The 11,837-nt window shown below is 67.3% G+C and carries 12 protein-coding genes; 8 read left to right on the top strand and 4 right to left on the bottom strand.

What is annotated here, in order from left to right; translation table 11 throughout:
• Positions 1-323: 323 nt before the first annotated feature.
• The 6 genes from HNP46_RS34085 (at position 324) to HNP46_RS34060 (ending at position 4,069) form a co-directional block, all read left to right on the top strand.
• Entirely contained in the window at positions 324-788 is a 465-nt protein-coding gene (locus tag HNP46_RS34085) for a multidrug transporter (RefSeq protein WP_184598220.1), read from the top strand.
• A gap of 61 nt (positions 789-849) precedes the next feature.
• Positions 850-1,680, top strand: a complete 831-nt coding sequence (locus HNP46_RS34080; protein ID WP_184598216.1) for an SDR family oxidoreductase — start codon at positions 850-852, stop codon at positions 1,678-1,680.
• Positions 1,680-2,066 carry a hypothetical protein gene (locus HNP46_RS34075; RefSeq protein WP_184598214.1) on the top strand — a complete coding sequence of 129 codons (387 nt, stop codon included), beginning with the start codon at positions 1,680-1,682 and terminating at the stop codon, positions 2,064-2,066. The genes HNP46_RS34080 and HNP46_RS34075 overlap by 1 nt, the downstream gene beginning before the upstream one ends.
• 85 nt (positions 2,067-2,151) lie before the next feature.
• A complete protein-coding gene (locus tag HNP46_RS34070; RefSeq protein ID WP_184598211.1) occupies positions 2,152-2,823 on the top strand; it encodes a dual specificity protein phosphatase family protein in 672 nt (223 codons plus the stop codon).
• Positions 2,824-2,897: 74 nt separating this feature from the next.
• The gene (locus HNP46_RS34065) at positions 2,898-3,785 is read left to right on the top strand and encodes a TIGR01459 family HAD-type hydrolase (protein ID WP_184598208.1); all 888 of its coding nucleotides are present in this window, start codon (positions 2,898-2,900) and stop codon (positions 3,783-3,785) included.
• Positions 3,786-3,817: 32 nt separating this feature from the next.
• Positions 3,818-4,069, top strand: coding sequence for a hypothetical protein (locus HNP46_RS34060; RefSeq protein WP_184598205.1), 252 nt, complete (start codon positions 3,818-3,820; stop codon positions 4,067-4,069).
• A 270-nt stretch (positions 4,070-4,339) separates the two neighbouring features.
• Here the strand turns inward: HNP46_RS34060 and HNP46_RS34055 are convergent, their stop codons facing one another.
• From HNP46_RS34055 to HNP46_RS34040, 4 genes are read right to left on the bottom strand one after another with little or no spacing between them, the layout of a single operon-like run.
• Entirely contained in the window at positions 4,340-5,239 is a 900-nt protein-coding gene (locus HNP46_RS34055) for an efflux RND transporter periplasmic adaptor subunit (protein ID WP_184598202.1), read from the bottom strand.
• Between the two features lie 13 nt (positions 5,240-5,252).
• Positions 5,253-5,453 (bottom strand): DUF1656 domain-containing protein, encoded by a 201-nt coding sequence (locus HNP46_RS34050; RefSeq protein WP_184598230.1) that lies wholly within the window; start codon positions 5,451-5,453, stop codon positions 5,253-5,255.
• Between the two features lies 1 nt (position 5,454).
• Positions 5,455-7,656 (bottom strand): FUSC family protein, encoded by a 2,202-nt coding sequence (locus HNP46_RS34045; protein WP_260403337.1) that lies wholly within the window; start codon positions 7,654-7,656, stop codon positions 5,455-5,457.
• A gap of 1 nt (position 7,657) precedes the next feature.
• Entirely contained in the window at positions 7,658-9,166 is a 1,509-nt protein-coding gene (locus HNP46_RS34040) for an efflux transporter outer membrane subunit (protein WP_184598199.1), read from the bottom strand.
• 285 nt (positions 9,167-9,451) lie between these two features.
• Between HNP46_RS34040 and HNP46_RS34035 the strand changes: the two genes are divergently transcribed.
• The gene (locus HNP46_RS34035; protein WP_017519048.1) at positions 9,452-10,387 is read left to right on the top strand and encodes a LysR family transcriptional regulator; all 936 of its coding nucleotides are present in this window, start codon (positions 9,452-9,454) and stop codon (positions 10,385-10,387) included.
• 310 nt (positions 10,388-10,697) lie between these two features.
• Positions 10,698-11,672, top strand: a complete 975-nt coding sequence (locus HNP46_RS34030; RefSeq protein ID WP_184598196.1) for a 2-hydroxyacid dehydrogenase — start codon at positions 10,698-10,700, stop codon at positions 11,670-11,672.
• Positions 11,673-11,837 lie beyond the last annotated feature (165 nt).

Raw genomic sequence — 11,837 nt, 5'->3', positions numbered from 1 at the left:
AACGAGGGAATTTTTCGCCTAAGCGAAAAACCGGATGATTGGGGCAAGACCTTTGCCTACTTTGGGGCGTTTGCCAAAGTAGGTCGCCCGAGGGGCGAAACACGAAGTCCGCGCGCGCACCGAAGCGACGCGGGAAACCCGGAGCGAGGCAGGCTCATCGCGGACAGAGTCCGCTCCTACAAAAACCGCAACCCGCAACCCAGGACGATTCGCGAGCAAGCTCGCTCCTACAACAGCCAATCCACCCGGCCCCCCCGCCGCATCAACCCGCCCCACCCCACCGCCTGCTAAGGTAATGCTCCATACCCCGCGCGGAGCGCTCCATGCTGTACGGCATCCTGCTGATCGTCACCTGGATCATCCTGCTGATCCGCTACCCCTCCCGCGCCCTGCCGATCTCCGGCGCCGGCCTGGTCGGCCTGGCGGTGGTCATCGCGCTGGCCATCTGGCAGGACAACAGCGACGCCCGCCAACTCCAGCATCTGGAACTGCGCATCGCCTACACCCCCGACCAATGCCAACCCGGCCGCCCGCTGGCCGTCAGCCTGAAGAACGGCTCGCACCGCCCCCTGCTGGAACTGCGCTGGAAGGTCGCCGCCTACCGCCCCGGCGACACCACCGACCTCGCCGAAAACCTCTACGAAGCCCCGCGTTACCGCGGCCCCGGCGCGCTGCTCGCCGGCGACAGCTGGAGCGATTGCCTGCCGCTGCCGCCACTGCGCCCCGGCTATCGCGCCGGCACCCTGGAATTCCGCGCCGAACGGGTGAACGCCCGCTTCGGCAACTGATTCACCTGCCCCGCACAATCCGCTACGGTAGGCACGCCCACAGCCCAAGGACTGCCCCACCATGCCCCAGCCCGTCGCCCTCATCACCGGATGCTCCAGCGGTATCGGCCGCGCCCTCGCCGATGCCTTCCAGGGCGCCGGCTACCAGGTCTGGGCCACCGCCCGCCGCGATGAAGACGTCGCCGCCCTCGGCCAGGCCGGCTTTCGCGGTGTCCTGCTGGACGTCAACGACGAACCGGCGGTGCAGCAACTGGCCGAACACCTGCAACGCGAGGCCGGCGGCCTCGATGTACTGATCAACAACGCCGGCTACGGCGCCATGGGCCCGCTGCTGGACGGCGGAAGCCAGGCGATCCGTCGGCAGTTCGAAACCAACGTATTCGCCGTGGTCGGCGTCACCCGCGCGCTGTTCCCGGCATTGCGGGCGCGACGTGGGCTGGTAGTGAATATCGGCAGCGTCTCCGGTGTGCTGGTCACGCCATTCGCCGGCGCCTACTGCGCCTCGAAAGCAGCGGTGCACGCGCTGAACGATGCCCTGCGTCTGGAGCTGGCGCCCTTCGGCATCGAAGTAATGGAGGTGCAGCCCGGCGCCATCGCCTCCAACTTCGGCGCCAACGCCAGCCGCGAGATGGCCGCTGTGGTCAGCGAGGATTCGGCCTGGTGGCCGCTGCGTAAATTCATCCAGGCGCGCGCTGCCGCCTCCCAGGACAAGCCCACCCCCGCCAGCGACTTCGCCCGTGAGCTGCTGGCCGCTGCGCAGAAATCCCCGCGCCCGCGCCTGGTGCGCATCGGCAACGGCAGCCGCGCCCTGCCGCTGCTCTCGCGCTGGCTGCCCAGCGGCCTGCTGGACAAGGTGCTGAAGAAACGCTTCGGCCTCGATGGACGACTGTGATGAGTTACCAGGTCCGCTATCTCGCGCTCGCCGGCATCCTCGCCGCCTTCTTCCTCAATGTGGTGGCGCGCGCCCTGCTGCGCATCGGCGGGTTGCCGGCGACCCTGCTGGTGGCGGCATTGATCGCCGCCGCCATGGCCTTCTGGTTCGTCCGCCGGCACAAGCGCCTGGCCGGGGCCGGCGAGCGCTGGCGTCTGACTGCTCTGTATGGCGGCGGTCTGGCCCTGCTCTACGCGTTCCTGGTCGGCATGGCGGCGTGGAAGAACAGCCCCAGCCCGGCGGCGTTGCTGCTCTATTTCCTCAACTACCTGTGCTACCCGCTGTGCGTCTGGTGGTTCTTCCGCCCCGGCGTACTGGCGCGCTTCCTGCCCGGCGACCCACGCTGACGTCGATTCACGTTTTCTTCACCGGCATTTCATCTGCCTGCGACTCCTTCGCGCCTATCGTGGCGCGGTCCTTTGAGGAGTCAGCATGTCCCTGTCCCGTATCCTTCGTGGCGCCATCGCCGCCACCCTGCTCGGCGCCGCCCTGCAGGGCGTGAGTCCGCTCGCCCTGGCCGCCGGCGAAACGCCGGCCGACTGGGCCAGGCCGGTGGACAAGTCGTTCAACCTCTACCAGATGTCGCCGACCCTCTACCGCAGCGCCCTGCCCGGCAGCGCCGATCTGCCTGAACTGCAGCGCCTGCAGGTGAAGACCGTGGTCAGCTTCATCAAGGACGACGACCGCGAATGGATCGGCCAGCAGGACATCGAAGCCGTGAGCTTCCCGACCCACGCCGATCGCGTCGACGACGCCGACGTGCTGAAGGTCCTGCGCATCCTGCAGAACGCCGAGCAGAATGGCCCGGTGCTGATGCATTGCAAGCACGGCCGCGACCGTACCGGCCTGTTCGCCGCCATGTACCGCACGGTGATCCAGGGCTGGAGCAAGGAAGACGCACTCAAGGAAATGGTCCAGGGCGGCTTCGGCAGCGAAGACGACATGACTGACGCCATCGCCTACGTGAAGAAGGCCGACATCGCCAAGCTGCAGCAGGCCCTGGCCAGCGGCGCGTGCAGCACCTCGGCCTTCGCCGGCTGCCAGCTCAAGGGCTGGCTGGCCGACACCTTCGGCGAGGAACGCCCGCCGCATTCGGCGCACTGATCCGCAGATCGATCACACCGTCATGGCGAGAGTGCGCTAACTTGAGCGCATTCTCACCGCTTCACAGGCTCGCCATGACCAGCTCCCGCTTCAGCGCCGTCACCCACACCCGCTACATCGACCATGCCGGCCTGGACGCCTTCTGCGCCGACTACGACGGTTTCCTGCTCGACCTCTGGGGTGTGCTGATCGACGGCGTCGACGTCTTCCCCGGCGCCCTCGACTGGCTCGCCCGCCGCGCCGCCGAAGGCAAGCCGGTGTGGTTCCTCAGCAACGCCTCGCGCAGCGTCCCGGAGATGGCCGATACCCTGGTGCGCCTGGGCGTCTCCCGCGAGCTGTTCGCCGGCATCACCACCTCCGGCCAGCTGGCCATCGACGCCTTCACCCATGAGCGCGAATTCCAGCGCGGCGGCATCTACACCGTCGGCGTCGGCGATGCGCTGACCACCTGGCCGATGGAGATCCGCGAACGCTTCTGCGACGACATCCACGCCGCCTCGCTGATCCTCGGCGTCGGCAGCTTCCCCCAGGATGAACTGGAGGAGCGCTTTGCCCCGCTGCGTGGCGCCACCGAAAAACCATTCTTGTGCGCGAACCCGGACCGCGTGGTGGTCTCCGGCGGCAAGACGGTATTCGGCGCCGGCCGCCTGGCCGAGGCTTTCGCCGAGGAAGGCGGCAAGGTGCACTGGTACGGCAAGCCCGATCCGTCGGCCTTCCGCATCGCCCAGCGGCAGCTGGAGGCTCGCGGCGCCCAGCGCATCCTGTTCGTCGGCGACTCGCTGGTGACCGACGTCCCCGGCGCGCTGGCCGCACGCATCGACACCCTGTGGCTGGCCGCCACCGGCATCCACCGCCAGGCCCTGGGCGTGCCGTTCAATGGTGAGCTGGATGCGGAGAAAACCAACGCGCTGCTCGACGGCTATCCGGTTCGTCCGCACTTTGCCGCGCCGGGGCTGGTCTGACTTCAGGACAACCACCTGAACCGGACCGCCCCATGAACGAGCTGATCGACCTGCTGCAATGGCCAGCCATGCTGGTCACCGTCCTCGCCGCCTGGCTGGTCGGTTCGCGCGACCGCCAGCGCCGCGAGATCGGCTTCTGGGTATTCCTCGCCAGCAACGCCCTGTGGATCATCTGGGGCATTCCAGCCAAGGCCTATGCGCTGGTGCTGCTGCAGGTGTGCCTGGCGGCGATGAACATCCGCGGCAGCTACAAGAACCGCCGGCGCGAGCGCGCCGGCGGCTGAACCGCTTTTCGTAGGAGCGGATCTTATCCGCGAATCCCACCAGCCACTGGGCGGTTCAGGAATTGCACCGCTATCGCGGAGAAGCTCCGCTCCTACAAAAGCAAGATTTCCTCGGTACGTAGGGCGCATAACCCGGAATGGGTTATCCGCCAATATCGGCGGATAACGCTTGAGGCGTTATTCGCCCTACGCGGATGCCGGTATGGCGCCGCGCTCCTGCCACAAACGAAAACGGGAGCCGCAGCTCCCGTTTTCATTCACCCGACCGACTCACTGCGCCGCCGCACCATCTGCCTGTTCGGCATTGCGCGACTGCGGATTGACGATCACCGTGGCGGTGATGCCCGCCGCCAGCAGCACGCCGTCCGGCACTTCGTCGATGTGGATGCGCACCGGCACGCGCTGGGCCAGGCGCACCCAGTTGAAGGTCGGGTTGACGTCGGCCACCAGCTCGCGGCTTTCCGGGTTGTCGCGGTCGTAGATGGCGCGGGCGATGCTTTCGACGTGGCCCTTCAGGCGCTCGCCGCTCATCAGTTGCAGTTCGGCCGGATCGCCCACGCGGATGTGCGGCAGCTTGGTCTCTTCGAAGTAGCCGTAGATCCAGTAGGAGCTCTCGTCGACCACGGCCATCTTCGCTTCGCCGACGCGGGCGTAGTCGCCACGGTGGACGTTGAGGTTGGTCACGTAGCCGTCCACCGAGGCGCGTACCTGGGTACGCTCCAGGTTCAGCTTGGCGGCGTCCAGCGCGGCCAGGGCCTGCTGGTAGTCGGCCTCGGAGGCGGCGGCGGTGTTGCTGGCATCGTCCAGGCTCTCGCGCGAAACCACTTCCTCGTCCATGGCGCGACGGCGCTTGGCGTTGAGCAGGCGCATCTGCAGGGTGGCCTTGCGCGAGGCGACCAGCGCTTCGGCCTGCTTCACCGCGATCTGGTAGTGGTCCGGGTCGATCTGCATCAGCAGGTCGCCCTTCTTCACCTGCTGGTTGTCGCGCACCGGTACGTCCACCACCACGCCGGAAACGTCGGCGGCGACGTTGATGATGTCGGCGCGCACCCGGCCGTCGCGGGTCCAGGGCGTATCCATGTAGTTCACCCAGAGGGCGCGGCCGATCAGCGCGGCGACCGCCAGGATGATCAGGGTCGCCAGCAGGCTGATGATGGATTTGAGAGTCATGGGTGCACGCTCGTTACTTGTAGATAGTGAGAGACAGGCCGCCGAACAGGCAGGCGAACAGGCACACGCGGAACAGCGCCGGGTGCCAGGTGTAGCGGTACAGGCCGATGGAGGCGAAGACGCGGTCGATGCCCCAGCACAGCAGCGCGGCGACGAGGAACATCAGGGTCAGGGTCGGCATGTAGACCCCGTGGAAGGCGATCTCGCGGGGCAGGTCAGGCAACATGGGTCGAGCTTCCAGAAGTGGTTTCGCCATCGCGCAGCGGCGACTGCGGGTCGAGCAGGCTGCTGCGGATGAAGTGCAGGTAGCTGAGCACGCGGCGCAGCGGCGAGCTTTCGAAGTCTGGGGCGCGCGGCTCGTCGGTGGTTTTCACGCAGTCGATGGCCTGCTCCACGGCGGCCAGGGCGCGCTCGCGGTTGGCCTCGCAGGGTTTGACGAACAGGCGGATCAGCGCGCGGCCCATGGCGCGGATTGACTGCCGCCAGGGCGTCGATTCGGCGTAGCAGGCATCGGCCGGCAGGTTCTCCTGCTCGACGCGCAGTTCGATGATCGAGTGGCCGATCTCCAGCACCACGAAGGTCCAGCGCAGCAGGCGGCGTTGCATCTGCGGGCTGCGGGCGGCAACGCCGTAGGCCTGGTTGAGCAGGTCGCGGGTGCCGCTCTCGAAGGACGAGACGAGGCCGTCGAGCTTGCCGCTGATGGCTTCCACCACGCGCAGGCGCAGGTCCTTCTCCAGGCGGCGCCACAGCCAGGCGCTGGTGGGCGGCATGATCACCGCGGCGACCACGGCGGCCAGGCTCTGCGAGATGACCAGGGCGATGTATTCGTTGAGCATGCGGCCCGGATCGTAGACGGTGAGGTTCGCCGGGATCGCGCCGAAGCTGAAGAACACCAGCAGGCCCAGGCCGTAGCCGGCGTACTTGGGCTTGATCGAGAAGAACGCGCCCACCGCGAACACCGGCGCCAGGGCGCAGGCCAGCAGGGCGAAGCCGTCCAGGTGCGGGAACACGAAGAAGGTTTCCGAGAAGCCGAGGATGGCCGCGAAGAAGGTGCCCACGGCCATCTGCATGGCCATCTTCGCCGGGTCCGGCGCGGCCGACACCAGCGCGGCGACAGCGGCGGCGTTGAGCACGAAGGTGCTGCCGCTGGGCCAGGCGGTCTCGATCCAGAAGAGGCCGAACACCAGCACCATCAGCGCGGTACGCCCGCCGGCCACCAGCGAGGCGACCAGGTTGGCCTTGGGCGAGAAGCCGTGCTTCCAGTTCTCCCGCTCGTGCTTGTGCGCGGCCAGGGAGGCGTGGGTCAGGGCGTAGTTGTAGAGGTCGTCGGCCAGGCGGTAGAGCAGCTCGCCGGCAGTGTTGTAGTCCAGCAGCGCGGCGGGCTCGTCCTGCTCGTCCAGCAGTTGCGCGCGGCCGGCGCGGATGCGTTGCATCATCCGCGTGCGGTGGCTTTCCAGCTGTGCGGCGAGGCGTTCGGCATCACGGTCGGTGACCGACTGGCCGCGCCACGGGGCGAGCACCTGGGCCAGTTCGTCCAGGCACGGCTGCAGGGCGCGCAGCACGGCTTCAGCTTCCTGCGCACGCAGGCGCGAAAGCAGTTGGTGCAGCGCGTGGTAGCGGGTGGTGAGGACCATGAACTCGTTGTTCAGGCGCGACAGACGACCCGAACGCAGGCGCATGTGCGGGTCTTCGAAACGGGTGACGCTGCGCAGTGCCTCCAGGCCCACGGCCTGGGAGGCGAAGGCGACGTTGGCGGCCTCGAATTTCGGCCGCTCGCCGCCGCCGAGGTTGTCCAGGACGAAGCCGGCGAAGGCACCGAAACGCTGGTACAGCGCGCTGCGCATGGCGGTGCTGGAGGTCTGCGGGAACAGCGTGGCGCTGACCACCATGGAGCAGAGAATCCCCAGGCTGATTTCCAGCACGCGCCAGATGGCCGACATGAACGCGGCTTCCGGGTGCAGGGTGGCGGGCAGGCCGATCAGCGTGGCGGTGTAGCCGGCCAGCACGCAGGCATAGGAACGGAAGTCGCGGTAGCGCGCGGCACCCACGGTGCACAGGCCGATCCACAGCGCCGAGACCAGCAGGAACAGCTCGCGCTGCTGGGCGAAGATGGCGATCAGCGCGACCATCACGGTCAGCCCGACCACGCTGCCGAGAATCCGGTAGAAGCTCTTGGCGAACACCTGGCCGCTCTGTGGCTGCATGACGATGAACACGGTGATGGTCGCCGTGCTCGGCTGCGGCAGTTCCAGGCGCATCGCCAGCCACAGGGTCAGCAGTGCGGCGAGCAGCACCTTGGCGATGTAGATCCAGGTGATGCCGTCGCTGCGGCCCCACTCCAGCAGCGCGCGGCGCAGGGCGTCCAGCGGCGCCAGCTGGCGGGTGGCGGTGCTGCCGTTGAAGGAATCGCCGGCCATCTCAGCGCTCGCTGGCCGCGCGGACTTCGACGGTCTCGGGGACCATCTTCGTCTCTTTCGGGCCTTCCTGCTTTTCCATCAGGCCGCCGCCCAGGGCGACGACGAGGCCGGCATGGGTGGCCAGGCGTGCGGCGCGCACCTGCTGTTCTACAAGCTGCTGCTGGAACAGGCGGGACTGCGCGTTGAGCACGTTGAGGTAGTCGGTCAGGCCGCCACGGTAGGCCTTGGTGGCGATGTCGTAGGTGCGCTGGGCGGAGGCCACGGACTTGGCGGCCAGGCCTTCCTGCACCTGCATGGAGTGCATGCGGATCAGTTGGTCGGAGATGCCTTTCAGGGCGTTGATCAGCGTCTGGTTGTACTGCGCCACGGCGGCGTCATAGCCGGCGGATTCCTGGCTCAGCTGCGAACGGCGGCGACCGCCGTCGAAGATCGGCAGGGAAATCGCCGGGCCGACGCCATAGGTGAATTTCTCGGCATTGAGGAATTCCAGCATGCCGCCACCCACCGCGCTGTAGCCGATGCTCGCGACCAGGTCGACGTTGGGGTAGAACTCGGCGCGGGCGACGTCGACGCCCTTGGCCTCGGCAGCGACCTTCCAGCGGCTGGCGACCACGTCCGGGCGATGGCCTAGCAGTTCCATCGGCAGCTTGCTGGGCAGGCCGGGTCCGGCAGCGAGCTTCAGGGTCGGGCGCTGGATCGCGGCGCCGGCGCCCGGGCCCTTGCCGGCCAGGGCAGCGATCTGGTTGCGGGTCAGCTGGATTTCCTCGTCCACCGCTTCGATCTTGCGTTCGGTTTCCGGCAGCGGGACTTCCGCCTGGCTGACTTCGAAATGGGTACCGATGCCGCCCTCGAGGCGGCGCTGGGCCAGGGCGAGGATGCCCTGCTGCTGCTTGAGCATGGCCTGGCCGATGTCCAGCTTGGCGTATTGCAGCGACAGCTGAATGTAGGCGCGGACGATGTTGCTCTCCAGCTCCAGCTGGGCGACGCGCGCCTCGGCGGCGGTCATCTTGGCGATGTCCAGGTAGCGCTCGGTGTTGCTGCGCTCGCGGCCCCAGAGGTCGAGCGAATAGCCCAGGCCGATGGAGGCGTTGTTGTTCCAGGTGGTGGTGTCGGCCAGGTCGCCCGGGCCGTAGAAGTAGTCAGTCGGCCAGCGATGGCGGGTCAGCGAGGCGTCGCCGCTGATCTGCGGGGCCTCGGCGGACTCGGCGACGCCGGCCATGGCCAGGGCCATGCGCACCCGCGCCTCGGCCTGAGCCAGGGTCGGGCTGCCCTCCAGCGCGGTCTGCACCCAGGCATTCAACTGCGGATCGCCATAGGCGCGCCACCACTGCTCGGCCGGCCAGCCCGCTTCCTGGTTGGCGTGCGCGATGGCGGCGTCGGTGGCCAGCTCGGTACTGCCCAGGCGTTGTTCCTGCGGGGCGATGCCGTGGGTGCTGATACATCCGGCGATTGTTGAAAAAATGACAAAGGAGCCGACGAACGTCAGTCCTTTCACGAGGTGACGCGACACGGTGGAGGTCCTGGAAGTGGTCTAGCTTTTCAGCGTGGGGCTTTTAAGCGTGGAGATGCCGGCAAAGCCAATGGCGGCGATTGAATTCTAGGGACGGGGAAGGGAACGGATAAGCCGGCTGATTTGTGATTGTTTATTACCGATAATGAAACAATGTGTGTCGCCATCCATGTGACAATAGGCCGCCCCCGCTCTGCTCCGCGCATTGCCGCCGATCAAGGACATGCCGCCGGCGACACCGTAACCCTTCGCCGTTCGAGACAGAGCCCCACCGTCGAGGCCCCAATGGACACACTGCAGACCATGCGTGCGTTCGCCTGTGTCGCGGAAACCGGCAGTTTCACCGCCGCCGCACAGCAGTTGAACACCACCACCGCCTACGTATCCCGCGCGGTCGCCAACCTGGAATCGCACCTGCGCACGCGCCTGCTCAACCGCACCACCCGCCGCATCGCTCTCACCGAGGCCGGCCAGCGCTACCTGCTGCGCTGCGAGCAGATCCTCGCCTACGTCGAGGAAGCCGAAGCAGAGGCCAGCGACGCCCACGCCCGCCCCGCCGGGCGCCTGCGCGTGCACTCGATGACCGGCATCGGCCAGCACTACGTGATCCGCGCCATCGCCAACTACCGCCAGTTGCACCCGGACGTGACCTTCGAGCTGACCATGGCCAACCGCGTGCCGGACCTGCTCGACGAAGGCTTCGACGTGGCCATCGTGGTGGCCTCCGAGCTGCCCGACTCGGGCCTGGTGTCCCAGCGCATCGGCGAGACCTACAGCATCCTCTGCGCCTCGCCCGACTACCTGGCCCGGCGCGGCACGCCGAAAACCCCGACCGAGCTGATGGAGCACGATTGCCTGCGCCTGATCAGCCCGGTGCTGCCGCTGGACAAGTGGCTGTTCGACGGCCCCAACGGCCAGGAAATGATCACCCTGGGCCCCTCGCCCTTCCAGGTGAACGTTGGCGATGCGATGACCGAGGCCATCGGCTCGGGCATGGGTATCAGCGCCCTGCCGGTCTACTCGGCCATCGACGGCCTGCGCGACGGCTCGCTGGTGCGCGTGCTGCCGCACTACAAGCTGCAGATACTCAACGTCTACGCGCTGTATCCGTCGCGCCAGTACCTGGACGCCAAGATCAAGACCTGGGTCGCGTACCTGCGCGAGAATCTTCCCGGTGTGCTCCAGGCCGATGGCGCCGGGCTCGCTGATGTGGGACCCTGACCGACCTTTTCGCCGTGTTTCGCGGGCAAGCTCACTGTGTAACTCCCTACCCCGGTGTTCAGCGAGCTTGCCCGCGAACCCATCTCCTTCCCAGCTCCGACCTATCCTGCGCCTGTAGGAGCGAGCTTGCTCGCGAACAGATTTCCCGGCTGCTTCGGCAATATGCGATTCGCGAGCAAGAGCTGGGCGCCCCCTCGCTCCTGCGAAGAGCCACGTTCGATAACCGCCCGCCGCGCACGCAGGCCTTGCGCCGCTCTGGCCCGGCAATGGTAGGGTTAAGCCCCTCCCGCCTCCCAGCCGTCCGAGAGCCATGAAAAAGAACGTCTTCGTCTTCAGCCGCCTTGCCGCGGAACACCTCGACCGCCTGCGCAGCCAGTTCAACGTCACCGTGCTCGACCCCAAGCAGGGCGACGTCGACGCGCAGCTGGCCGCTGCGCTGCCGACCACCCACGGCATGATCGGCGTCGGCCGCCCGCTGGGCGAAAAACAGTTGGCCCAGGCCACGCAGCTGGAAGTCATCTCCAGCGTCTCGGTGGGCTATGACAACTACGACTTGAACTACCTGAACCAGCGCGACATCCCGCTGACCAACACGCCGGACGTGCTGACCGAGACCACCGCCGATCTCGGCTTCGCCCTGATCATGGCCGCCGCCCGGCGCACCGCCGAGCTGGACGCCTGGACCAAGGCCGGCCAGTGGAAGCGCACCGTGGATGCCCAGCATTTCGGCGTCGACGTGCACGGCAAGAAGCTCGGCATCCTCGGCCTGGGCCGCATCGGCGCGGCCATCGCCCGCCGTGGCCGTTTCGGCTTCAACATGGACGTGCTCTACCACGGCAACAGCCGCAAGCCGGAGCTGGAACAGGAACTGGGCGCGCGCTTCTGCGGCTTCGATGAGCTGCTGGGCGAGGCGGACTTCGTCTGCGTGGTGGTGCCGCTGTCGGACAAGACCCGCCAACTGATCGGCAAGCGCGAGCTGGAGCTGATGAAGCCCAGCGCCATCCTGGTGAACATCGCCCGTGGCCAGGTGATCGACGAAGCCGCGCTGGTGGAAGCACTGCAGGAGAAACGCATCCTCGCCGCCGGCCTGGACGTCTACGAGAAGGAACCGCTGGCCGAGTCGCCACTGTTCGCCCTGCCCAACGCGGTGACCCTGCCGCACATCGGCTCGGCCACCCATGAAACCCGCCAGGCCATGGCCGAGTGCGCGCTGGACAACTTCGAAGCCGCCCTGCGTGGCGAGCAACCGAAGAACCTGGTCAACCCGCAAGCCTGGCGACGCTAAGCGCTCCTACAAAGGCCATTAACCCCGAGCGTGCGGCCACCTTGTAGGGCGCATAACCTGGAGCAGGTTATCCGCCGGCACCCAGGCGGCGGATAACGCTGACGCGTTATGCACCCTACGCGCTGAAGGCGAGCTGCTTCTCGTAGGATGGCGTGGAGCGAAGCG

The sequence above is a fragment of the Pseudomonas nitroreducens genome (assembly GCF_014204515.1).
GTDB lineage: Bacteria > Pseudomonadota > Gammaproteobacteria > Pseudomonadales > Pseudomonadaceae > Pseudomonas > Pseudomonas nitritireducens_A.
The sequence above is the reverse complement of the archived record's forward strand: the minus strand, read 5'-3'. Positions and strand labels throughout refer to the sequence as shown.

Bases quoted from the DNA above. Each gene is read 5' to 3' on its own strand.
- HNP46_RS34075 (WP_184598214.1), top strand. From the start codon at position 1,680: ATGAGTTACCAGGTCCGCTATCTCGCGCTCGCCGGCATCCTCGCCGCC.
- HNP46_RS34030 (WP_184598196.1), top strand. From the start codon at position 10,698: ATGAAAAAGAACGTCTTCGTCTTCAGCCGCCTTGCCGCGGAACACCTC.
- HNP46_RS34085 (WP_184598220.1), top strand. From the start codon at position 324: ATGCTGTACGGCATCCTGCTGATCGTCACCTGGATCATCCTGCTGATC.
- HNP46_RS34080 (WP_184598216.1), top strand. From the start codon at position 850: ATGCCCCAGCCCGTCGCCCTCATCACCGGATGCTCCAGCGGTATCGGC.
- HNP46_RS34055 (WP_184598202.1), bottom strand. From the start codon at position 5,239: ATGACTCTCAAATCCATCATCAGCCTGCTGGCGACCCTGATCATCCTG.
- HNP46_RS34035 (WP_017519048.1), top strand. From the start codon at position 9,452: ATGGACACACTGCAGACCATGCGTGCGTTCGCCTGTGTCGCGGAAACC.
- HNP46_RS34060 (WP_184598205.1), top strand. From the start codon at position 3,818: ATGAACGAGCTGATCGACCTGCTGCAATGGCCAGCCATGCTGGTCACC.
- HNP46_RS34070 (WP_184598211.1), top strand. From the start codon at position 2,152: ATGTCCCTGTCCCGTATCCTTCGTGGCGCCATCGCCGCCACCCTGCTC.
- HNP46_RS34065 (WP_184598208.1), top strand. From the start codon at position 2,898: ATGACCAGCTCCCGCTTCAGCGCCGTCACCCACACCCGCTACATCGAC.
- HNP46_RS34045 (WP_260403337.1), bottom strand. From the start codon at position 7,656: ATGGCCGGCGATTCCTTCAACGGCAGCACCGCCACCCGCCAGCTGGCG.